Raw genomic sequence first — 22,673 nt, 5'->3', positions numbered from 1 at the left:
CTCCCGGCGGCAGATGTCCGGGCAGGCCCGGCGTCCGTAGCGTCGGCCGCATGATCGAAGCACGGGAATTGACCAAGCGATACGGCGGCAAAGCCGCCGTCGATCGACTGACCTTCACGGTGCGGCCGGGCCTGGTGACCGGCTTCCTCGGCCCCAACGGCGCGGGCAAGTCGACCACCATGCGCATGATCCTCGGCCTGGACGCCCCCAGCGCGGGCACGGTCACCGTCAACGGACGCCGCTACGACCGCCTGGCCGCACCCCTGCGCGAGGTCGGCTCGCTGCTGGATGCCAAATCCGTGCACGGCGGGCGCAGCGTGCGCCGACACCTGCTGGGCCTGGCCCGGTCCAACGCGATCCCGCGACGCCAGGTGGACGCCGTCCTGGACCAGGTCGGGCTCGGCGACGTGGCGGACCATCGGGCCAAGGGGCTTTCGCTGGGCATGGGCCAGCGGCTCGGCATCGCGGCCGCCCTGCTCGGCGACCCCGAGGTGGTGATCCTGGACGAGCCGGTGAACGGCCTTGACACCGAGGGCATCCGCTGGATCCGCGCTCTCCTCAAGTCCCTTGCCGCGCAGGGGCGGACGGTCTTCCTCTCCAGCCACCTGATGAGCGAGATGGAGCTGACCGCGGACCGTCTGATCGTGATCGGCAGGGGTCGGCTGCTGGCCGACACCGACATGCGGGAGTTCATCGAGACCCACTCGCAGGGCGCCACGCTCGTTCGCACCGCCGAAGGCGAGGCCGAACGCATGCGCCGGCTGCTGGAGCGGGCGGGAGCCACGGTGCGGCTCGACGCGCGCGGCGGTTGGCGGGTCGCGGGACTCGCACCCGCCGCGATCGGTGAGCTGGCCCGCGAACACCGCCTGGCAGTCCACGAGTTGACTCCGCTCTTCTCCTCCCTGGAGGAGATCTACACGACGATGACGCGGACCTCGGTGGAGTACCGGGGCAGCACACAGGACATGGAGGAACTGATCCCATGAGCACCCTCACCGCACGGCACCCGGGCTTCCGCGAGGCCCTGGCCTTCGAGTGGGCCAAGTTCGCGAGCCTGCGCTCGACCCGCTGGACGACGGTGACGATCGGCCTGGTCACCGTGGTGGGCGCCGTCTTCGTGGGGCTCAGTGGCAGCCTGCAGCCCGATGACACGGTCCTTGGCGGCAGCCTCACCCTCAGCGTCGTGTCGCTGATGATCGCCGGTGTGGTGGGCGCGCTGACGATCTGCGGTGAGTACGCCAGCGGCACCCTCACCTCCACACTCGCCGCCGTTCCCCGCCGCGGCCGGGTACTCCTCGCCAAGGCCGTCCTGCTCGCCGGGCTGCTGTACGGGCTCTCCCTGGTCGCCTGCACAGCCGCATACCTGCTGGGCGGCGCGATACTGGAGGACGGCACCTACGCTCAGGGCGAGCCGATGCCCGCACTGCTCGGGATCGCCGGGCTCTTCGCGGTCGTGGGCGTCCTCGGCCTCGCCATCGGGGTCCTGGTGCGGCACTCGGCCGGCGCCGTGACCGCGGTGATCGCCGTGATGCTGCTGCCCTCCCTGTTCGGCCCGCTCTTCGGCGACATGCAGCGGTGGGTCGCGGGCGCCACCCCGACCGCCGCCCTGGAGAAGCTGACGCAGACCGCCGACGCGAGCCCGGAGGCAGTCGGCTCCCTCGGAGCCTGGCCCTCGCTCGCACTGGTCGCCGCGTACACCGTGGTGCTGCTGGCCCTCGCCACCCAGCGGCTGCGCCGCCGCGACGCGTGACGGAGGCCATAGCCCCTGTCGCAAGGGTTTGCCATTCCTTTACAGTGAGTGGAGAAGCGGGTGCCGCGCCGGCACCCACTGCTCTTGAACGACGTCCGAGACCCGAGAAGGAGCCACGGACCCGCAATGGGTGAGCCTCCCAGTACCAGCCGTGCCATTCCCTGCCCGCAGCCAGAGGTTGAGGGAACGGGGGTGGCACGGTGACCGAGGTCCTGCTGCTGCTCCTGGCCCTGCTGCTCACCCTGGCCTGCGCCGTCTTCGTCGCCGCCGAGTTCTCCCTGACCACCGTCGAGCGCGGTGACCTGCAGCGGGCCGCCGAGGCGGGCGAGCGGGGCGCGCACAGCGCGCTGCAGGCGGTACGCCGCCTGACCTTCCAGCTCTCCGGCGCCCAGCTCGGCATCACGGTCACCTCGCTGGTGATCGGCATGCTCGCCGAGCCGTCGCTGGCGGCGCTGCTGCGCGGGCCGCTCCAGGCGGCCGGCCTCGGTGTCACGGCCTCACCTGCGGCCACCGTCCTGGGCGTCACGGTCTCCACCGTGGTCCTGATGGTCGTCGGCGAATTGGTGCCGAAGAACTGGGCGATCTCGCGCCCGCTGGCAGTCGCCAAGGTGGTGGCCACTCCGCAGCGCGGCTTCACCGCCGCCTTCGGCCCGTTCATCCACCATCTCAACAACACCGCCAACCGGTTCGTGCGGCGCTTCGGCCTGGAACCCGCCGAGGAGCTGACTTTCGCCCGTACCCCGGACGAACTGGTCGCCCTCGCCCGGCACTCTGCCGCCGAGGGAGCCCTTGAGGCCGACTCCGCGGAACTGTTCGTCCGCACCCTGCACTTGAGCGAGCTGACCGCCGAGAACGTGATGACGCCGCGCGTCGACGTGCGCGCACTGGAGGCGCACGCCACAGCCGCGGACGCGGCGAACCTCACCCACGCCACCGGTCTGTCCCGCTTCCCGGTCTACCGCGACGGCCTGGACGAGGTCATCGGCACCGTCCACATCCGCGACGTCCTCGCCCTGGACCCGGACAAGCAGCAGCTCACCCCGGTCACCGACCTGGCGAGTGAGCCGCTGCTCGTGCCCGACAGCCTGCCCGCCGACCGTCTGCTGGAGCGGCTGCGTGCCACCCGCACGATGGCGGTGATCATCGATGAGTACGGCGGCACGGCGGGCGTGGCCACGGTCGAGGACATCGTGGAGGAAGTCGTCGGCGAGGTCCGTGACGAGCACGACCCCGTCGAGGTTCCTGACCTGGTGCCCGCCACCCCCGGCGAGGACGGCCGCGCGGTGTGGGAGGCGGACGGCGGCGTCCGCGTCGACCAGCTCGGAGCCATAGGGCTGGCGGCGCCGGAAGGCCCGTACGAGACGGTGGCCGGGCTCATCGCCACGCGCCTGGCCCGCATCCCGGCCGTCGGCGACACCGTCGACCTGGACAGCTGGCGCCTGGCCGTCGAGGCGGTCGAGCACCACCGCGCCGACCGCGTCCGCATCACCGCACCGGTCCACCACGGCGATGCAGCTTTGGAGGAGGCCCGATGACCACGATCCAGCTTCTCATCGGCGCTCTGACGCTGTTGACCAATGCCTTCTTCGTCGGCGCCGAGTTCGCCCTGATCTCGGTGCGCCGCAGCCAGGTCGAGCCCAGGGCCCAGGCGGGCAACCGCCGTGCCCGGAGCACGCTGTGGGGCATCGAGCACATCTCCGCGGTGATGGCCACCGCCCAGCTCGGCATCACCGTCTCCTCGCTGGTCCTCGGCGCGGTCGCGGAACCGGCCATCGCCCGTCTGCTGGAGCCCGCCTTCGAGGCCACCCACGTCCCTGACGCCCTGGTGCACCCGATCGCCTTCGCCATCGCGCTCACGGTGGCCACGTATCTGCACATGCTGATCGGTGAGATGGTCCCCAAGAACATCGCACTGGCCGCCCCCGTGCCGACCGCACTGTTCCTCGGGCCGCCCCTGGTCGCCCTGACCCGGGCACTCAAGCCTGTGGTCTTCGGCATCAACGCCTTCGCCAACACCCTGCTGAAACTGCTGAAGGTCGAGCCGAAGGACGAGGTCGAGGCCGTCTTCACCGACGACCAACTCGCCCGCATGGTGATGGACTCCAGCCAGGCCGGACTGCTGTCGGCAGCCGACGGTGAACGGCTGCGCGACGCCCTGGAACTGGGCACCCGCCCGGTCGGCGAGATCCTCGTCCCGGCCGCGCGCATGCGCACCGTCGACGACACCGTCACCCCGGCCCTCCTCCAGCAGGTCGCCGCACAGGCCGGCTTCTCCCGCTTCCCGGTCACCGGCACGGGCGGAGCCCTGCTCGGCTACCTGCACATCAAGGACACTCTCGGCGTCACCGAGCGGGACAAGCCGTTCCCGCGCACAGCGCTGCATCCGCTCACCCGGGTGAGCATCGACGCCCCGCTCGACGACACCCTCACCGCGCTGCGGGCCATGGACAGCCACCTGGCCGCCGTCACCGGCGACAAGGGCACCGTCATCGGCTTCGTCACGATGGAGGACGTCCTGTCCGAACTCGTCGGCCCGGGCCCCGCCCTGGCCAACATGTGAGCGGTGGGTCACACGCACGAGGGTTGAACGCGCCGTAAGGGGAATGGGAGGGTGCTGGGAATGTCCAACACCCTCCCCACACCCACGAATCAAGTAAGACGCAAGAACTGGGTCCCGGGTTCCTTCTGGAGGGCCTGTGACTGACACACTGCGTCTGCCCCGCGTCGGGGCACGCGCGCCGGACCGGCACACACCGCAGCCTCAACCGGTCCGACCGGCCGCGCCGAAGCGGGACTCCTTCTTCGACAACGCCAAGTACCTGGCCATCGTCCTGGTCGCGATGGGCCACGCCTGGGAGCCACTGCGCGACGACAGCCGGGCCGCGGCCGCCCTCTACGTCGCCGTGTACACCTTCCACATGCCGGCCTTCATCGTCATCTCCGGCTACTTCTCCAAGAGCTTCGACGCCGGCCCCGGACGACTGCGACGCCTTGTCACCGGCATCGCCGTGCCCTACGTCCTCTTCGAAGTCGCCTACACCCTGTTCAAACGGTGGGCCGACGACGACCCGACGTACCCCGTCAGCCTCCTCGACCCCTGGTACCTCACCTGGTTCCTGGCAGCCCTGTTCATCTGGCGACTGACCACCCCTCTGTGGAAAGTCCTGCGCTGGCCGCTGCCGATCGCACTCGCCATCGCCGCCCTGGCCTCCATGTCCCCCGACATCGGCGACGACCTCGACCTCCAGCGCGTCCTGCAGTTCCTGCCCTTCTTCGTCCTCGGCCTGTGTATGAAGCCGGAGCACTTCCGCATCGTGCGCCGACGCGAGGCCCGCGTGCTGGCCCTGCCCATCGCGGCCCTGGCCCTCACGTTCGCCTACTGGGCGGCCCCGCGCATGAACGCTGCCTGGTTCTACCGTCGCGACAGCGCCCAGGAACTGGCCGCCCCCGGCTGGACGGGTCCGCTGATGACCCTGGCGATGTTCGGCTGCTCGATGGTCCTGGTGGCCTGCTTCTTCGCCTGGGTCCCGGGACGGAGGCTGTGGTTCACCGCCCTCGGCGCGGGCACCTTGTACGGCTACCTCCTGCACGGCTTCCTCGCCAAGGGCTCCCGCTTCTGGGACTGGTACGACCACGACTGGATCCATCAGCCCCTCGGCGAGATCACGGTGACCCTTGCCGCCGCCACGGTCATCACCCTCCTGTGTACCCCGCCCGTCCAACGCCTCTTCCGCTTCGCGATGGAACCGAAGATGGAGTGGGCCTTCAAAGACAGCCGAAGGTCGAGAGGCGGCAGGCACGCGGGCGGCCCGAGAAGAACGAGAAGGACGGGGAGTACGACATGAGCGGCCCGGCGCGGCTCCCCACGGTCCATTTCGCCCGCACCGCACCAGGCATGAAGTCCGGCGCAGGACGCCAGACCCTGACCGCTCTGGACCCCCACGACCGCCCCGTCGGCCGACTCGACTTCCAGATCTGCCATACCTGCCGACGGGGCTTCATCCGCAACATCGCCGTCGCCGTCCACTGGCAGGACCGGGGCATCGCCCGCGAGGCGCTGCACCACGCGCTGGCCCAGGAACTACGCGCCCACTACACCTGGTCCACGACCCGACAGACCTCCGACGGCCGCCACTTCTTCACCGCCATGGAAGAGGAAACCGACGTGGCCTTCCCCGCGAACGCCACGAAGTGCCCGCACATACACACCTCATAGCCGTACCAGGGGCGTGATGGGCGACGGACGCGACTGCCCTCACCGGCTCGGAACATGCCTGCACCGAGGCCGCCCTGAGCCCTCACGCGCCGTGTCCGGTGGTCTCACTTCCACGGGTCGTTGAACGACCGGCCGGGCACCGGCTTGGCCATGAGCACCACACCGATGAAGAAGTTGGCCTCACCGATCGCGAACACCAAGCTGGCGAGCGCCTGGCCTCGAACTGCTCGGCCGCCTGGGCATCCAGCTCGTCGGAGACCCGCTCACCGTGCGCGGCCGCCCCAGGTCAGGAACTTGAGCCGGACGGCGGAGCCCGGCCTCCTAGCCCGGCCCTGTTCCGTAGCCAGCCCGCATCGTCGCCGGACAGGGTGAAGTGGTCCGCCACCCCGTCCGGACCCAGTTCCCACCCCACTGCCCAGCCCCTTCTGCCCGCCCCGGTGACCGGTATTCGGGCCACCCCGGTGACCGGCATTCGGGCTGAACGGTAGAGGCGTCGCCGCACCCCGGGCACGGACATCCGCGAAGCATCCCGGCCGGGCGCGCGGGCCCGTTAAGGGCGCCTGGGGCCGGGCGCCGATAGGGTGTAAAGAACGCGTCAAGACGAGCGGGGTGTGCCGGGAAGTCTGGTCGGCGGCAGGGACAGCTGTGTCCGTGGCCCCGACCGCCCGGAGGCTTGTCATGTGCGGCGCCCCCCGTGACCGTTCCGTCTTCCTGGGCCTGCTGCCCTGGCCCGAACGCAGCACGGTCTCCCGGGCCCTGCGCACCGAAACCGTCGGCGGGCTGGTCCTGCTGGCCGCCGCCGTCCTGGCGCTGGTCTGGGCGAACTCCCCCTGGACCGCCGCCTACGACACCGTGCGCGACGTGCACTTCGGGGTACCCACGCTGGGGCTGGACCTGTCGTTGGGGCACTGGACCTCCGACGGTCTGCTCACCGTCTTCTTCCTGGTCGCCGGGATCGAGCTGAAACGCGAACTGGTGGTGGGCGAGCTGCGCACCCCGGCAGCCGCCGCGCTGCCGGTGGTCGCCGCGGTGTGTGGGATGGCGGTACCCGCCGCGCTCTACGCCGCCACCGCCGCGGCCGGCGGCGGTTCCCTGAAAGGGTGGGCGGTGCCGATGGCCACCGACATCGCCTTCGCCCTGGCCGTCCTGGCAGTCCTGAGCACCCACCTCCCCTCGGCCCTGCGGGCCTTCCTGCTGACCCTGGCCGTCGTCGACGACCTCGGAGCGATCCTGGTCATCGCGGTCTTCTTCACCGCCGACCTGAACCTCCTCGCCCTCGGCGGGGCGGTTGCCGGGCTCGTCGTGTTCTACCTGCTCCAGCGGTTGAGGGTGCGCGGCTGGTGGTGGTACGTGCCGCTGGGCACCGTGATCTGGGCGCTGATGTACAACGGCGGCGTCCACGCCACCGTCGCCGGCGTCGCGATGGGCCTGATCCTTCGCACCACCCGCGACCCAGCCACCAAGGGGCGGGCTGCCGAGACCGCCTCACCCGGCGAGCGCACCGAACACCTGATGCGGCCCGTATCCGCCGGGATCGCCGTCCCGCTGTTCGCCCTGTTCTCCGCCGGAGTCAGCATCTCCCTGCCCGTACTCGGCGAGGTCCTCACCCGGCCCGAACCGCTCGGCGTGACGCTCGGCCTGGTCCTGGGCAAAACGCTCGGCATCTTCGCCGGGACATATCTGGCCGCGCGGTTCACCCGCGCCCAGCTCAACCCGAACCTGGCCTGGGCCGACGTCTTCGCCCTCGCCGTCCTGGCCGGCATCGGGTTCACTGTCTCCCTCCTGATCGGGGAACTGGCCTTCCCCGCACCTGTCGACGCCGAGCACGTCAAAGCCGCGGTGCTGACCGGCTCCCTGACCGCCGCCGCCCTGGCCGCGGTGCTCCTGAATCGGCGTGACCGGATCTACCGCAGGCTGTACGAGGCCGAAAACCTCGACCAGGACGGCGACGGCATCCCCGACATCTACCAGCGCACCCCCGGCAGCGCGGCATGAGCGCCCGGGGCCGCACCCTGCTGGTGGCAGCGGCGTGGCTCCTGGCCGCCGCCGCGGCGCTTGGGGCCGGAGCCCGTGTCGAGCCGTCCTGGGGCCGACTGCTTTTCCTGATCGCCGCCGCCACCGCCCTGCGGATCGCCCTGCGCACCATCTGGCACAGTGCCCGCTCCGCCCGCCCGGGGAGCCGGTCCGCCGGGCCCGGCCAGGGGCAGCAAGCAGTGGTGCGCCTGCGCGGAGAGATCACCGCCGTCACCGTCGGCCGGACCGGGCGCCGGCTCAGCGCCGTACTCGCCGCCGGCCCGCCGGTCCTGGAGATCGGCCTCGGCCGCGTCACCCTCCTCACCCGCGACGGCGCCCGGGTCTTCTTCGACGCCGTACGCACCGCCCACGCCACCGGCATCCCCGTCGTGATCAGCAACGCCCCCACGCAGCCACGGGCCACCCTGCACACCCTCGGCCTGGACCGGGTCGTGCACTACAGCAACGAGACGTGACGGCCCCGTACCTCCTTCAGAGGCAGGCAGCGTGATCCCCCGTCTCCGCTGGGGCACCGACAGGCCGACCGTCTGCCACGCCTGCGACAACCACTCGTGTCAGCGACCGAAGCACTTGCGGCTAGGGACGCCGACGGAGAACCGGGCCGAGATCAACCGTCGGGTCAGCGAGGCGGTGACGGCCGGCAGGCCGCTTAGCCTGTGGTGAGGGTTCCCTCTCGTAGAGTGGCCCGTCGGCACGAAGCGAGGAGAGGTAGAAGTGGCTGAGGGAGCTCCCGGCATAGGTGCGGCCAGTACTGCTCCTCGGAACACCCCGGCTCGGGTGAGTATCTGGGCTGCCGTTCTGGGTGTCGGCCTGATTGCGGGCATCTTTCTGACACCGGTGTTCTGGTTGATGTACGGCGGGTTCTACACGTTCTTCGTGTTCGTGCTCGGTCTTGTCGCGGTGCCCGCCGGGCACCTCGGCCGCCGCCGTGGCAAGCGCCTGGGCGGCGCCGACCGCGGCGCCGCGCTCCTGGGCATCGTGACCGGCTGGCTGTTGATCCTCTTCAGTCTGCTCTTGGTCCTGGCCTACGTGGGACTACTGGCGGGGCTCGCGTTCCTCACCGACGCCGCGTCCTGAGTGAGGGCGGCAGTCGCCCTTCACGTGGGGCGACGTGACGTGCCGAGACCACCTGCCGAGGCCTTCGAACGGGACCTCGGTGTAATCGAGGGTCATGGAGGGCACTCGCACATCATGAAGATCCTTTTTCTCTTGGCGCTCGTAGGCATCGCAGTCACGCTCTGGTCCATGCGATCCAGCAGGCGCAAGTAGTCGAGTACCACAGCGCGCGCCGCCGGGTGCAGGCCCGGCCTGCCTGTCGTCGGGGGGCGTTGATCCAGCTCATGGAGGCTCGGAGGTGGAGGCTGGCGTCGTAGCTCTCGTCGGCATCCTCGCGGCCGCTCCAACGGCCGTGGGACCGTCACCCACAACCAATGGATCAACAGTGCGGCACGACCGCAACCGGGCAGGTCGCGTGGTGGATCACGTTGTGGGTCACGGGCCCGGTGTGCGGGCCGATACGAGGGCGGTCCCGTATCCGCCTGCCGACCACGAGTAACCCCGCACCCGCGGCGGCGCCCAGAAGCAGCGCCGCGGGGCGCCCCTTCTCCACGGTTTCCGTGACGTCGGCATCCGGATGTTTCAGACGCCACGGCTGCAGGACGGCGTCGACGAACCCCTGCCACTCCTTCATCTGCTTCGAATCCGCCACCAGGGCCACCTCGCCCGAACCGATGCTCGAAGGGGACGGTTCGCTCCAGGCATGCACCACGTGCAAAGGCACCCGGTGCAGGAGGGCGGAGGTGAAGGCGAACTCGATCACCTCGTCGCACGGTTCCGTCACGTCGATGCCCAGGACGACAGCGCCATCCGGCTGCCGCTCGGCGGCCCGTACGAGCACGGCCGGGTGAGAGGCCCGCGCGACGACTCCCTGGGCGACCGAACCGACGAGCAGTCCCGTGACCGCGCTCCGACCACGCGATCCGAGCACGGTCATGACGGCGCCGTCGCCCGCCCGCAGCAGAGCGGCCGCCGCGGGCCCTTCAGCGTGCTCATCGGTCAGCCGCACCGACGGGCAGACCGACCTCACCTGCTCCTCGGCCTCATCCAGAACCTGTCGGGCACGGCGCCGCACGACAGCGCCTTCCGGCCCCGGCACCTTGGGGCCCCGGCCCCCGGCATGGACCAGGTGCAGCCGGACGTCGCGGAGGACGGCTTCCTCCGCCGCCCACCGGGCCGCAGCGAGGCTCTCGGGCGACCCGTCCACCCCGCTGCACAGCATCCGTTCCATGGCATGCGCCTCCCTTGTGCTGTCTACAGCCGTTCGGCCACGTACTCGGTCAGGTCCAGCAGTCGGCTGGTGTAGCCCCATTCGTTGTCGTACCAGCCGAAGACCTTCACCAAGTCGCCGTGGGCCTGCGTGAGGGCCGGGTCGAACACACATGAGGCGGGATCGCCGATGACGTCGCGGGAGACGATCGGGGCCCGTGACACCCGCAGGACGCCGGACAGTTCATCCGCGGCCGCCTCGTCGAACGCCGCGTTGATCTCCTCCGCGGTCGTCTCGCGCCGCAGCACGACGGTGAGGTCGGTCAGTGAGCCGTCCTCCACGGGCACGCGCAGCGCGAGGCCGTTCAGGGCGCCGTCCAGGTCGGGCACGATGGAGCCGACGGCGCGGGCCGCGCCCGTGCTGGTCGGGATGATGCTGAGCGCAGCGGAGCGGGCCCGGCGGAGGTCCTTGTGCGGGCCGTCGAGCAGCGCCTGGTCGTTGGTGTAGCCGTGCACGGTGGTCATCAGGCCACGGGTGATGCCGAAGTACTCATGCAGGACCGTCACCATCGGCACGACGCAGTTGGTGGTGCAGGACGCGGCGGAGAGGATCTGGTGCCGCGCGGGGTCGTACGTGTCGTGGTTGACGCCCATGACGACGGTCGCGTCAACTCCCTTGCCGGGGGCGGAGAGCAGCACCTTGCGGGCGCCGCCCTTCAGGTGCAGGGCCGCCGCGTCGCGGTCGCGGAAGCGGCCGGTCGACTCGACGACCACGTCCACACGCTCCTTGCGCCAGTCCAGGGCGGCCGGATCGCGTTCCGCCGTGACCGCGACCCGGCGCCCGTCCACGGTGATCGACGTATCGTCGTGCACGATGTCTGCAAGGAGCCTGCCGTACGTCGAGTCGTACTCCAACAGATGCGCCATCGTGCCCACCGGGGCTATGTCGTTGACGGCGACGACCTCCACGTCCGGGCCGCGCTCCAGGGCGCAGCGCAGGTAGGCGCGGCCGATGCGGCCGAATCCGTTGATGCCTACGCGGACGGTCATGTGCGGCTCCTTGTAGTCGTGTTGGTGGTATGGGGCACGTCTTGTGGTCGGGTGAACCGTGTTCCACTGATCAGCCGTGGTGGGTCAGCCATGGGCGACAACGGCGATGGGGCAACTGACGTGCTGGATGGCCATGCGCGTGACGTGGCCCGTCTGGGCGCCCACCGTGCCCCTGCGCATCTCCCGGCCGAGGACGAGCAGGCCCGCGTGCTCCGCGGCCCGCAGCACGGCGTGGACGGGGCGGGTGTGCTCCGCCTCCGCGTGGACGGTGACTTCCGGGTACTTGTCGCGCCATGGGTCGAGCACGCTGCCCAGTGCCCACTCGGCATCCCCCTGACCCGGCGCGGGCCCTTGTTCGCCCGTGTCCGCGTGGGTGTGGGGCAGCCGCCAGGCATACACCGCGTACAGAGGAGCGGCGCGGTGCCGGGCGGCCTCGAAAGCGAAATCAAGCAGCGAGTCGCACTCGTGCGCCAAGTCGAGGGCCAGTGCCACCGGGCGGTACGGCGTACCGGCCGAGGTCTGCCCGGCGCCGTTCGGCACATGCTCGTCGACGGCGTCGAACCCCGCGCGCACCAGCACGACGGGCGTTCGCGCGCGGCCCACCACGGCCGTGGCGACCGACCCCGCGAGCAGCCCGCCCAGTCCGCCGAATCCCTGACTGCCGAGTACCAGCAGCTCCGCGGACTCCGCCTCGGTCACGAGCGCGGGAACAGGCAGCCGCCGAATCGGCTCAGCGGTCAGGAACACCTGCGGGTACTGGGCACGCACTCGGTCCACGGCAGTGCGCAGGACCGTTCGTGCACGGCTCTGAGGCACCTTCAGCTCCGGCAGGCTCACCGGTTCCGCTTCGTTCGGCATGCCTTCCCAGGCATGCACCAGGCGCAGCGGGAGCCCCCGGCGTGCCGCCTCCCTGGCCGCCCAGTCCAGCGCGGAAACGCTCTCATGTGAGCCGTCAAGGCCCACCGCGATCGGTCGGACCATCGTCGTCACCCCCTGTTGTCCCGCCAGCATCGGCCTGCCGGGGGCCGGGTGTGCAGGGGCCGTGTGGCCCTGGAGCGGGGCCTTCCGGGGTGTCCTTGCCGGGCCTGCCCGTCCCGTCCGACGTTCCTCGGCGTGTGAACGCAGCTCGGGCACGGTGACGACGCCGCACGACAGCCGTGCGGACCTACGGACCGAGGGTGCGCGCCATGGCTCCGTCGGGACAGCACCCTCAGATGATCCCGCGCGTCGGGTACGGCGATGACCGGCTGCGCACGTCACGTCGGCCTGTGTCGGACGTACTGACCTGCGGCACCGGTCTGCGGCCCACCGCATGACCCTGGCCGCATGACCCTGGCGAGGCGTGTGGAGCCAGGGGCCCACCCAGCGGGTCATGTGTGCGCCACCACCGCGACCGGACAAGCAGCGTGGTGCAGAACCGCGTGGTTGACCGCACCCAGTTGCATGCCGACGTGTCCCTTGCGCCGACGGGCGCCCACCACGAGCAGATCGGCGGTGGCCGAGGCAGCCAGCAGTGCGGCCCGGGCATGGCCCTCGACGGCGTGCTTGTGCACGCTCGGGGCGCTCACCGCGGCCGTGCCGTCTCGCACCGCAGCACGCAGCGCTTCATCCAACTCGGCCTCGGCCCGCATCTGGTGAGAGTCCTTCGCGTCCCCGGCACGCGGCACGTCCGGCACCTCGTGGGCGGGGCACCGCCAGGCGTGCACAGCGCGCAGCACGGCGCCGCGCGCCTCGGCGGCCCGGACGGCGAAGGCCACCGCCGCCCCTGCCGCGCGCGCCTCGTCGATCCCGACGACGACCTCCCGGAACCCGCCGTCGCGATTCTCCTCCCCACCGCGCACAACGATCACAGGTGACGGGGCGTGCGCGGCCACCGACAGACTCACGGAGCCCAGCAGGAGCGATGCCAGCCCGCCCCTGCCCCGGCTGCCCACCACCACCGTGGACCCCGTCGCGCTCTCCCGGACCAGTACGGTCACGGGATCCTCCGCCACGACATCGCTGGAGACCTTCACCGCCGGGGCACGGCGGTGGGCGCGTTCGACGGCTTGGGCCACGATGTGATCGGCGAACACGTGTGCCGGACTGCGATGTACTCCGAACGACGGCTTGTGGCCCTCGTACCGTTGCCAGGCCGAGGCGTACACGATCCGCAGCGGCACACCACGGCGGCCCGCCTCACCCACGGCCCAGTCCACCGCCTCCAGACTCTCCTCGGAACCGTCCGCACCGACGATCAGCGCTTGCTCCACGGCCCTCATCCCCTTCTCGTTGTCGGGCCCCGTTGCGTGTTCCCCACCGGAAACCGGGGTGACGTACTCCAGCGAGGCAGAGGCGCAGCGGCCCCCGGAAGGGGCCGTTCGGCCCCTGCGCGGCGCACGTCGGGGGTGGGCACGGTGGCTTCCATGAAGGAGCGCACACGCATCGCTGTCGTCGGTGTGGGCAACGACTACCGGCATGACGACGGAGTGGGCTGGGCAGTGGTCGGGCGACTGCGGGAGCGCGCCGCGGCTCGTCCGCTGCCGCCCGGGACGGCGCTCGCCACCTGCGACGGCGATCCAGGTCGACTCATCTCCCTGTGGGAGCACGCCGAGTTGGCGCTGATCGTGGACGCCGCGCACACGCATCCAGGCAGCCCGGGCCGCGTCCACCGCATCGAGCTGGACAGCGCGCGGCTCGCACAGCCCCCGACGACCAGTTCCCACGGCCTGGGCCTCGGCGAAGCAGTCGAACTCGCCCGCGTCCTCGACCGGTTGCCCGGCCGGTTGGTCGTATACGCCGTCGAGGGCGCCGACTGCTCCTTGGGTACCGGCCTGTCGCACGCCGTCGCGGAAGCCGTCGGTCCGCTCGTCGAGTCCGTCGAGCTCGACATCGTGCGGCACCGTGACGCCGCGGCACGGGGGTGAGGCGGGGATGCGTGTGACGCGGGGTTTCACGGTTCACGGGACCGTGCAGGGCGTGGGGTTCCGGCCGTTCGTGCACCGCTTGGCGGGCGGGCTCGGCCTGAGCGGCTGGGTGGCGAACGTGGACGGGCACGTCGAGGGCGAAGTGGCAGGACCGGCCGACGCGGTCGCCGAGTTCCGCCGACGGCTGCGCACGGACGCGCCGGTGCTCGCGTGCGTGCGTGAGGTCAGGTGGAACGATGTGACCGGCGCGGCGCCGTTCCAGGGCCGGGGCCGCGGCGCGCCGCCCGGCCCCGCGGCTGCGGGGCAGGGCGCTGTGTCCGGTTCGGGCGGGGAGACAGCACCCTCCACCGCGCAGCCGCGCGGTGGAGCGGCATTCGACATTCGTCGCAGCGGGCCCGGACCCCGCTCCGCGACGGCGCGCCGCGAGATCCCCGCCGACGCCGCCATCTGCGACGCCTGCCTGCGCGAGCTGTTCACGCCCGGGGACCGTCGCTACCGCTATCCGTTCGTCAACTGCACCGACTGCGGGCCGCGGGCCACCATCATCGAGGACCTGCCCTACGACCGCGTCCGGACCACCATGCGCCGGTTCCCCCTGTGCGCCGACTGCGCGGTGGAGTACACCAACGCCCGTGACCGGCGCTTCCACGCCGAGCCCGTGGCCTGTCCCGCGTGCGGGCCCACGCTCGCCTGGGAGAGCCTGCGGGGCGAGCGGGCGCTCAAGGCGGCGGTCGGAGCCGTCGCCGCGGGCGGCATCATCGCGGTCAAGGGGCTCGGCGGCTACCAGTTGGTGTGCGACGCGACCGACCCCGCGGCCGTGGCCGAGTTGCGGCGGCGCAAGCGGAGGCCGACCAAGCCGTTCGCCGTGATGGTGCGCGACGTACCGGCGGCGGGCCGGCTCGCGCGCCTCAACAGCACGGAGCTGGCGCTGCTGACGTCGTCCGCGCGTCCCGTGGTGCTGCTGCGTGCCCGGCGGGGGCAGGGTGGAGCCGTGCCGCAGGTCGCACCGGCCGTGCACTCTCGACAGCCGGTGCCCGCCGCGCACCCGGGTCAGCCGACGCCCGCACCTGAGCCGGGGCTGCCCACCCGCTCCCCCGCGCCGGCTCCGGTCGCCGACCGTCTCGGCCTGTTCCTGCCCACCACCGGACTGCACCACCTGCTCCTGCACGAGCTCGACCGGCCGCTCGTCGTCACCAGCGGCAACCTCGCCGACGAGCCCATCGCCATCGACGACACCGATGCCTGTCGCGCCCTGAAAGGCGTCGCCGACGGCTTCCTCACTCATGACCGGCCGATCCGCGCCCGCTACGACGACTCCGTGGTCGCCGCCGTCGGCCGACTCCCGCTCACCGTGCGCCGTGCCCGCGGCCTCGCCCCCGCACCGCTGCCCCTCGACCCGCCCGCGTCCGTGCCGCTCGCGGGTGCGGGCGCCCAGTTGAAGCACACCTTCACTCTCGCCGACGCGGGCGTGGCCCATGTCGGCCCGCACGAGGGGGACTTGGCGGATGCGGCCACGTACGAGGCATTCACACAGGCGTACGCGGACATGTGCCGGCTCACCGGCATCACCCCGCGCGCCGTCGCGCACGATCTGCACCCCGGGTATCTGTCGACGCGGTGGGCGCTGGAGCAGCCCGTGCCACACGTCGCCGTGCAGCACCATCACGCCCACGTGGCCGCCTGCGCCGCCGAGCACGGGGTGCGCGGGCCGTTCCTCGGAGTCGCCTGCGACGGGCTCGGGCTGGGGGACGACGGCACGCTGTGGGGCGGGGAGGTGTTCGTCGCCGACCTGACCCGATATCGGCGGGTGGGGCGCTTCGCCACCGCGCCGCTGCCCGGGGGCGAGGCGGCGGTTCGGCACCCGAGCAGGATGGCGCTCGGGCATGTCTTCGGGGCGGAACCGCTCGGCTCACCATCGCTGGAGAGGGTCGCCCGCGGGTTCCTGGGGCGGCTTGATGCACGCCTCGTCGAGGTGGTGCGATCCATGGTGGAGCGCGAGGTCAACTGTCCCCGCGCGTCCAGCGCGGGGCGGCTGTTCGACACCGTCGCGAGCCTGCTCGGCCTCGTCGACACCGTCAGCTACGAGGGCGAGGCCGCTGTCGCCCTGGAGGCCGCCGTAGGACGTGCGGGCCGGGACCACCCCGTACCACTGAGGCACCGCGTCGTGCGCGTGGGGAGCCTGTGGGTGTACGACTCGGCGGCCACCCTCGGAGATCTGCTGGAGCGGCAGGCGGACGGCGAGCCCGTGCCGCGCCTGGCCGCGGCATTCCACAGCGCGCTGGCCGCCGTCACGGCCGAACTCGTCGCCCGCGCGGTCGAGGACGGCGCGCCGCGCACGGTGTGTCTGGGGGGCGGCTGCTTCGTCAACGTCCCATTGCTCACGCAGGTGCGCCGCCGGCTGCGGGCCCAGGGCCTGCGGGTCCTGGTCGGCCGTGCGGTTCCCGTCGGCGACGGCGGCATCAGCTACGGGCAGGCGGCCGTCGCCGCGGCCCGGCTCACCGAGGCACAGCAGGGCAAGGCGAAGAAGGAGAGGTGACGGCGGTGTGCCTGGGGATCCCCGGACAGGTGCTCGACATCTACGACGACGCCGGACTGCGCATGGCGACCGTCGACTTCGGCGGCGTACGGCGGGAGGCCTGCCTGAGCTGCACGCCGGACGCCACCGTCGGCACGTACGTGATCGTCCACGTCGGCTTCGCGATCGCCGAGGTCGACGAGGCCGAGGCCCACCGCACTCTCGACGTGTTGCGGGCGATGGCCGACGCGGTCGCGGGTGAGCTCGGGGAGCCCCTGCCCTGAGGGCCGTTCGGCCCGGTTTCCGGCGCCGGTCGGCCCCCGGGCTCGTGCCCGGTCGGCCACTGCCCGGCGCGGGTGTCCGGCACGACTCTGAAGGCGTCAACCGACTGAACACAAGCGCGAGGTACACGATGACCGGCAGCGCAGCTTCCCGCTCTTCCGCACCCGTACCCGTACCCGAGCACGCACCCACCACGGTGCCCGAGACCGCCCATGCCCTGCTCGCCGACGGCACCACCGTCCGCATCCGCCCCGGCGGGCCCGCTGATCACGACGCGGTGCTTCGCCTGTACGAAGGCATGTCGCCGGAACACCTGCGCCTGCGGTTCTTCGTGGCGAGCCACCGGTCGGCCGAGCAGGCGGCGGCCCGCGTGTCCGGCCGTGCCGTGCCGGGCAGTTCGCGGAGCGTACGGCCGGGCGGTGCCGGGTACCGCGCGCTGCTCGCCGAGCACGGCGGACACCTCGTCGGGATCGCCGAGTACGAGACCGCGAACCCCGACTCCCCCGATACGGGCACCGTCACGGCCGAGATCTCCCTGGCCGTCAACGACCACTGGCACCACCGCGGCGTCGGCACCCTGCTCCTGGAGCATCTGGTGTCCGCCGCGCGCGCCGCCGGAGTCACCGCGTTCACGGCGGACGCGCTCGCCGAGAACCACGAGGTCCTGAAGGTGTTCGCGGACCTCGGCCTGAGCACGGCACGCCGCTTCGACGGCGCCGTAGTGCAGTGCGTCGTCCAACTCGCCCCGTCCGACTCCTACTTGGCATCCGTGGAGCTCCGCGGCCGCACCGCCGACGTGGCGAGCCTGCGCCCGCTGCTGCGCCCCGAGTCGGTCGTCGTCATCGGAGCCGGTCGCAAGCCGGGCTCGGTCGGCCGGGCCGTCCTGCGCAACCTGTGCACCGGCAGCTTCACCGGCCGCCTGTTCGCCGTCAACCCGAACGCCGCCGCCGTCCTCGGCGTCCACGCCCATCCCGACCTCACCTCCTTGCCCCAAGTGCCGGAACTCGCGGTGCTCGCCGTGCCCGCGGCCCAGGTGCCGGTGGTCGCTGAGGAATGCGGCAAGCTCGGTGTGGCCGCCCTGCTCACCGTCTCCGCCGGGCTCGACGCCGCCCAGGCACGGGCGCTGCTCGACACCTGCCGGACCCACGGGATGCGTCTGGTCGGTCCCAACTGCCTCGGCCTCGCCAACACCGAACCGGATGTGCGCCTGGACGCGACGTTCGCCGCCGCGCACCCCGCCCCCGGCACGGCCGGGGTCGCCGTGCAGTCCGGCGGCGTCGGCATCGCGCTGCTCAGCGGACTCGCCCGCCTTGGCGTGGGCGTGTCCAGCTTCGTCTCGCTCGGCGACAAGTACGACGTCAGCGGCAACGACCTGCTCCAGTGGTGGGAGTGCGACGGGCGTACCGACCTGGCGCTGCTGCACCTGGAGTCGTTCGGCAACCCCCGCGCCTTCGCGCGCACCGCACGGCGCGTTACCCGCCGGATGCCCATCCTGACGGTCGACGCGGGCCGCACCGAGGCCGGGCGCGCGGCGGCCGCCTCGCACACGTCGGCCGCCGCCACTGCGACCATGACGCGCCAGGCCCTGTTCCGGCAGGCCGGCATCACCGCCACCCGCTCGGCCGGCGAACTCCTGGAGGCCGCGGCCCTGCTGCACAGCCAGCCGCTGCCCGCCGGCACCCGCGTCGCCGTGGTGACCAACGCGGGCGGCGCCGGGGTCCTCACCGCCGACGCCTGCGCGGAGGCAGGGCTCAGCCTGCCGCCGCTCGGCACCGACCTCATCGACGAGGTCCTCGCCGTCCTGCCCCAAGGAGCCACTGCCACCAACCCCGTCGACGCCACCGCGGCCGTCAGCGAGGAGCAACTGCGCGCCTGTGTACGTCTCCTCGCCGCGAGCAGCCGCGTCGACGCGGTCCTGGTGGCGCTCGTGCCCACCGCGGTCGCCGCCGCGACCGGCGACGCCCTGGTCCGGTCCCTCACCCGCCCCCACCCCCGGCCCCGCTCGAGCGGGGGGACCCCCCTCCCGGACCGGCATCGTGGCCGACCGGTCGCCGCGGTCCTCCTCGACCAGGACCTGCCGGTGCGGCTGCTGCCCGCCGAGGAAGGCACGGTCCCCGCCTACGCCGACCCGCAGGCGGCCGCCCGCGCGCTCGCCCACGCCGCCGCCCGCGCCCGCTGGCTCGCGCAGCCGACCGGCACCGTGCCCGACCTCGACGGCGTCGACCCGGCCCGCGCGCACGCGGCCGTCGAGGCCTACTTGGACCGGCACCCGGAGGGCGGCTGGCTCGGCCCGCGCGAGTGCGCCGAACTCCTCGACGCCTACGGCATCCGCCAGCTTCCCTGGGCGTGGGCAGAGACGGAGGACGACGCGGTGCTCGCCGCCGAACGCCTCAAGGGCCCCGACGGGCTCGTCGTGCTCAAGGCCCACTGGCCCGGCCTGCTGCACAAGAGCCAGGAGCACGCGCTCCACCTCGACCTGCGCGGCGACGCCCAGGTGCGCGCCGCCTACCGGGACTTCGAGGTGCGCTTCGGCCACCTGATGACCGGAGTGGTGGTGCAGCCGCTCGCTCCGCGCGGCGTCGAACTGTTCGCCGGTGTCGTCCAGGACGAGATCTTCGGGCCGCTGGTGCTGTTCGGGCACGGCGGCACCGCCACCGAGGTGCTCGCCGACCACGCGGCACGTCTCGCACCGCTCACCGACCACGACGTCCACGCACTCATCACCTCTCCCCGGTGCGCGCCGCTGCTCTTCGGCAGCGGCGGGGGCGGGGGCGGCGGACCGGTCGATCTGGAGGGCATCGAGCAACTGCTGCTGCGGCTCTCACAACTGGCGAGCGACCTCCCGCAGCTCGCCGAGGCCGACCTCAACCCCGTCCTCGCCCGGCCGGAGCGGATCACCGCACTCGACGTGCGTGTCCGCATACTGCCGCGCCGGGCCCAGGACCCCTATCTGCGACAACTGCGGCGACTCCGTGGAAGGCCCTGAAGCCGCCGAACCCGCCTAGGAGGCGAAGGACATGAAGCATCGCAAGGTCGGCACCGTCATGGCGACCGACGTCGTCCAGGCCACGCACGACACCCCCTTCAAGGAGGTGGCCCGGCTCCTGGACCAGCACCGCATCAGCGGACTGCCGGTGGTGGACGACGAGCAGTACGTCATCGGGGTGCTCTCCGAAACGGACCTCATGGTCCGTCAGGCGGAGGCCGAGGACCCCTACGAGCCCGCAAAGGACAGCCGCTGGCGCAAACTGCTCCCCGGCACACGCAAGCGGGCGGTCAAGGCCCACGCCTGTACCGCCGGACAGCTGATGTCCCAGCCCGCCGTCACCGTGCACGCCGAGGACTCCATCGCCGAGGCCGCCCGCGCCATGGCCAAGCACCGCGTGGAACGGCTGCCTGTCGTGGACGAGGAAGATCGGCTCGTCGGCATCGTCACGCGCCGGGACCTGCTGCAGGTGTTCCTGCGCCCCGACGACGAGATCCGCCGCGACGTCCTCGAAGAGGTTCTCGTACAGACGCTGTGGCTCGCGCCGCAGACCATCGCCGTCGAAGTCCTTGACGGCGTGGTGACGCTGAGCGGACAGCTGGAGCGACGCAGCGACGTACCCATAGCCGTCCGGATGACCCGGCAGATCGACGGCGTCGTCGCGGTCGTCGACAAGCTCCACTACCGCCTGGACGACTCCCACCTGCGGCCCTCGGACGAGGCCCTGCACGGCGTCACCGACGACTGGCTGCGCAAGCTGTGAGAGGGGTACGGCCATGGCACGCACAGTCCTGGTCGCCTACGGGTCGACCTACGGATCCACCGCCGAGCTGGCCCGGACCGTCGGTGCCGTGCTCGGTGAGGCCGGGCTGACGGCGGAGGTACGGGCGGCCGGGGAGGTAAAGGATCTCTCCCTGTACGACGCCGTGGTGCTCGGCGGCGCGCTGTACGCCGGGCGCTGGCAGCGCGACGCCCGACGCTTCGCGCGGCGGCACCGGCGTGGCCTGTCCCGGCGACCGCTGTGGCTGTTCAGCAGCGGCCCGCTGGACTCCTCGGCCTCGCGACGCGACCTTCCGCCGCCGCCCTCCGTGCAACGCGCCGCGCGGAGGCTCGGCGCCCAGGGGCATGTCACCTTCGGGGGGTGTCTCGACGAGCGGGCCCGTGGCCGGGTCGCCCGGATGATCGTGCGGTCCGGCAAGGGGGGTGACTTCCGTGACTTCGAGGCCGTGTCGGCGTGGGCGGGCGGGATCGCGCGCGAGCTCAGCTCCCCCGTGGACACGGAGGCCTGACGTCGTGGGCTCCGGGATTCTGTGGTGGCGGCTGCGCCGCAGTCCGCTGCGGCGCCGCTCGGACGTGATCGAGGCGTGGACGATGCTCGTCGTCGCCGTCGTGCTGTTCGTGGGCGTTCCCGCCGCGGGGATCGTCGTCGGTGCGATCGCGCACGTCGACGGCGTCGCGGCCGCCCGAGCCGAGCGGGCGGACCGGCACCGGGTCACTGCCGTGCTCACCGCGAACGCCCCGCCTTTGGTGCCCGACGTCGACGGCTCAGTGCCCCTGCACCAAGTGCCGGCCCGCTGGACGGCACCCGACGGCGCGGCGCGCACCGGCGACGCACAAGCACCCGCCGGCAGCCGGCGCGGTGAACGTGTCGCGGTGTGGCTGGACCGACACGGCCAGGTCACCGACGATCCGCTCGACGCCGACGACGTGGCTCTGCGCGTCTTCGGCGCGTCCACGGCCGCTGCGGCGGGCACCGCGCTGGCGGCACTCATCACGCTGTGGGCTGTGCGCGCCATCCTCGGCAAACGCCGCATGGCCGCGTGGGACGACGAGTGGCAGAAGACCGGACCGGAGTGGGGAAGCCACAAGAGCTGACCCCACGGCCCGGGTTGACGCGTCACGCCCGACTTGAGCGATGCGCACGACATCGGTCAGGCCGGGTCACGTCCCCGCCGACCATCTCGGCACAGCCCCACGGGTCCGTCCGTGGGTCCGTCCGAGGGCCCGTCCGGCTCCGGTATCCACCCCACCGGCCCTCCGCCCTGCCCGAACGGCCCCTGCCCGGCCGGGCCCGCTCCCCCGACTCTGGTCGTGGACGAACTGCCCGGCGCATGACGACCGGCCCCGCGCACCACACGCGGCGAGGAGGATTCCATGGCCGCCACCGAAGCCACAGCAGTGCTCGACCGGCAAGGGCTCGCCGCCCTGGTGGCCGCGCTGGTGGCGGACGGCCGCACGGTCGTGGGCCCCACGGTCCGCGACGGCGCCGTCGTCCTCGCCGAGCTGACGTCCGCCGACGACCTCCCCTTCGGCTGGGGCGTCGAACTCGACGCCGGACGTTACCGGCTGACGCCCCGCGAGGACGGAGCCGCGTTCGCGCACAGCGCCGGACCGCAGTCGTGGAAGTCCTTCCTGCACCCGCAGCGCGAACAGCTCTGGAGCGCCCGGCGCGGACCGGACGGCGTTCCGACGTTCACCGAGACCCCGCCCGAGCCGCACACGTACGCGTTCCTCGGAGTCCGGCCGTGCGACCTGCGGGCCATCGCGATCCAGGACCGTGTCCTGGCAGGCGGCCCTCCCCAAGCTCTCGACCCCGCCCGAGCAGGGGATACCCCGTCCCAGGACCGCGGCTATCGGCAGCGCCGGAGGGGGGCGCTGCCGATAGCCGC

At 72.2% G+C, this 22,673-nt stretch carries 20 protein-coding genes and 1 pseudogene; 17 read left to right on the top strand and 4 right to left on the bottom strand.

The annotated features are described in order from the left end of the window. The first annotated feature begins 50 nt into the window (after positions 1 to 50). The 9 genes from IE274_RS38165 (at position 51) to IE274_RS38120 (ending at position 9,077) form a co-directional block, all read left to right on the top strand. Positions 51 to 986: an ATP-binding cassette domain-containing protein gene (locus IE274_RS38165; RefSeq protein WP_190120549.1), complete on the top strand. Its 936-nt coding sequence runs from the start codon at positions 51 to 53 to the stop codon at positions 984 to 986. Beyond that, on the top strand, positions 983 to 1,750 hold the full coding sequence (locus IE274_RS38160; protein WP_190120548.1) for an ABC transporter permease subunit: 768 nt from the start codon (positions 983 to 985) through the stop codon (positions 1,748 to 1,750). The genes IE274_RS38165 and IE274_RS38160 overlap by 4 nt, the downstream gene beginning before the upstream one ends. 200 nt (positions 1,751 to 1,950) lie before the next feature. Further along, positions 1,951 to 3,285 (top strand): hemolysin family protein, encoded by a 1,335-nt coding sequence (locus IE274_RS38155; RefSeq protein ID WP_190120547.1) that lies wholly within the window; start codon positions 1,951 to 1,953, stop codon positions 3,283 to 3,285. Further along, positions 3,282 to 4,310: a hemolysin family protein gene (locus IE274_RS38150; RefSeq protein WP_190120546.1), complete on the top strand. Its 1,029-nt coding sequence runs from the start codon at positions 3,282 to 3,284 to the stop codon at positions 4,308 to 4,310. The genes IE274_RS38155 and IE274_RS38150 overlap by 4 nt, the downstream gene beginning before the upstream one ends. 154 nt (positions 4,311 to 4,464) lie before the next feature. Continuing rightward, entirely contained in the window at positions 4,465 to 5,595 is a 1,131-nt protein-coding gene (locus tag IE274_RS38145; RefSeq protein WP_233103934.1) for an acyltransferase family protein, read from the top strand. Continuing rightward, entirely contained in the window at positions 5,592 to 5,966 is a 375-nt protein-coding gene (locus IE274_RS38140; protein ID WP_190120544.1) for a GNAT family N-acetyltransferase, read from the top strand. The genes IE274_RS38145 and IE274_RS38140 overlap by 4 nt, the downstream gene beginning before the upstream one ends. 678 nt (positions 5,967 to 6,644) lie before the next feature. Then, positions 6,645 to 7,961, top strand: a complete 1,317-nt coding sequence (nhaA, locus tag IE274_RS38135) for a Na+/H+ antiporter NhaA (RefSeq protein WP_190120543.1) — start codon at positions 6,645 to 6,647, stop codon at positions 7,959 to 7,961. After that, positions 7,958 to 8,455: an STAS domain-containing protein gene (locus IE274_RS38130; RefSeq protein WP_190120542.1), complete on the top strand. Its 498-nt coding sequence runs from the start codon at positions 7,958 to 7,960 to the stop codon at positions 8,453 to 8,455. Before nhaA ends, IE274_RS38130 begins: the two co-directional genes overlap by 4 nt. A gap of 322 nt (positions 8,456 to 8,777) precedes the next feature. Beyond that, positions 8,778 to 9,077, top strand: a complete 300-nt coding sequence (locus IE274_RS38120; RefSeq protein ID WP_190120541.1) for a hypothetical protein — start codon at positions 8,778 to 8,780, stop codon at positions 9,075 to 9,077. A 358-nt stretch (positions 9,078 to 9,435) separates the two neighbouring features. On the opposite strand, the gene IE274_RS38115 is transcribed toward IE274_RS38120, so the two are convergent. From IE274_RS38115 to IE274_RS38100, 4 genes are all read right to left on the bottom strand, one after another. Beyond that, on the bottom strand, positions 9,436 to 10,287 hold the full coding sequence (locus tag IE274_RS38115) for a universal stress protein (RefSeq protein WP_190120540.1): 852 nt from the start codon (positions 10,285 to 10,287) through the stop codon (positions 9,436 to 9,438). A gap of 23 nt (positions 10,288 to 10,310) precedes the next feature. Beyond that, entirely contained in the window at positions 10,311 to 11,315 is a 1,005-nt protein-coding gene (gene gap / locus IE274_RS38110; RefSeq protein ID WP_190120539.1) for a type I glyceraldehyde-3-phosphate dehydrogenase, read from the bottom strand. Between the two features lie 84 nt (positions 11,316 to 11,399). Beyond that, positions 11,400 to 12,296 carry a universal stress protein gene (locus tag IE274_RS38105; RefSeq protein WP_190120538.1) on the bottom strand — a complete coding sequence of 299 codons (897 nt, stop codon included), beginning with the start codon at positions 12,294 to 12,296 and terminating at the stop codon, positions 11,400 to 11,402. A 389-nt stretch (positions 12,297 to 12,685) separates the two neighbouring features. Then, positions 12,686 to 13,576, bottom strand: coding sequence for a universal stress protein (locus IE274_RS38100; protein ID WP_190120537.1), 891 nt, complete (start codon positions 13,574 to 13,576; stop codon positions 12,686 to 12,688). A gap of 144 nt (positions 13,577 to 13,720) precedes the next feature. Here IE274_RS38100 and IE274_RS38095 point away from each other — a divergent pair, with 144 nt between their 5' ends. From IE274_RS38095 to IE274_RS38060, 8 genes and pseudogenes are all read left to right on the top strand, one after another. Beyond that, positions 13,721 to 14,221: a hydrogenase maturation protease gene (locus IE274_RS38095; protein WP_190120536.1), complete on the top strand. Its 501-nt coding sequence runs from the start codon at positions 13,721 to 13,723 to the stop codon at positions 14,219 to 14,221. Positions 14,222 to 14,228: 7 nt separating this feature from the next. Continuing rightward, complete coding sequence (locus tag IE274_RS38090; protein WP_190120535.1) at positions 14,229 to 16,757, top strand: Kae1-like domain-containing protein; 2,529 nt, start codon at positions 14,229 to 14,231, stop codon at positions 16,755 to 16,757. Positions 16,758 to 16,762: 5 nt separating this feature from the next. After that, positions 16,763 to 17,020, top strand: coding sequence for a HypC/HybG/HupF family hydrogenase formation chaperone (locus IE274_RS38085; protein WP_190120534.1), 258 nt, complete (start codon positions 16,763 to 16,765; stop codon positions 17,018 to 17,020). A 128-nt stretch (positions 17,021 to 17,148) separates the two neighbouring features. Next, the gene (locus IE274_RS38080) at positions 17,149 to 20,004 is read left to right on the top strand and encodes a bifunctional acetate--CoA ligase family protein/GNAT family N-acetyltransferase (RefSeq protein ID WP_229910099.1); all 2,856 of its coding nucleotides are present in this window, start codon (positions 17,149 to 17,151) and stop codon (positions 20,002 to 20,004) included. A 31-nt stretch (positions 20,005 to 20,035) separates the two neighbouring features. After that, positions 20,036 to 20,767 (top strand): CBS domain-containing protein, encoded by a 732-nt coding sequence (locus tag IE274_RS38075; protein WP_190120533.1) that lies wholly within the window; start codon positions 20,036 to 20,038, stop codon positions 20,765 to 20,767. A 13-nt stretch (positions 20,768 to 20,780) separates the two neighbouring features. After that, positions 20,781 to 21,293: a flavodoxin domain-containing protein gene (locus tag IE274_RS38070; protein ID WP_190120532.1), complete on the top strand. Its 513-nt coding sequence runs from the start codon at positions 20,781 to 20,783 to the stop codon at positions 21,291 to 21,293. Between the two features lie 4 nt (positions 21,294 to 21,297). Then, positions 21,298 to 21,879: an Rv1733c family protein gene (locus IE274_RS38065; protein ID WP_190120531.1), complete on the top strand. Its 582-nt coding sequence runs from the start codon at positions 21,298 to 21,300 to the stop codon at positions 21,877 to 21,879. A gap of 279 nt (positions 21,880 to 22,158) precedes the next feature. Next, positions 22,159 to 22,673: pseudogene (locus tag IE274_RS38060) on the top strand (4Fe-4S dicluster domain-containing protein); the annotation flags it as partial.

The sequence above is a fragment of the Streptomyces flavofungini genome (assembly GCF_014650815.1).
Classification (GTDB): domain Bacteria; phylum Actinomycetota; class Actinomycetes; order Streptomycetales; family Streptomycetaceae; genus Streptomyces; species Streptomyces flavofungini.
The sequence above is the reverse complement of the archived record's forward strand: the minus strand, read 5'-3'. Positions and strand labels throughout refer to the sequence as shown.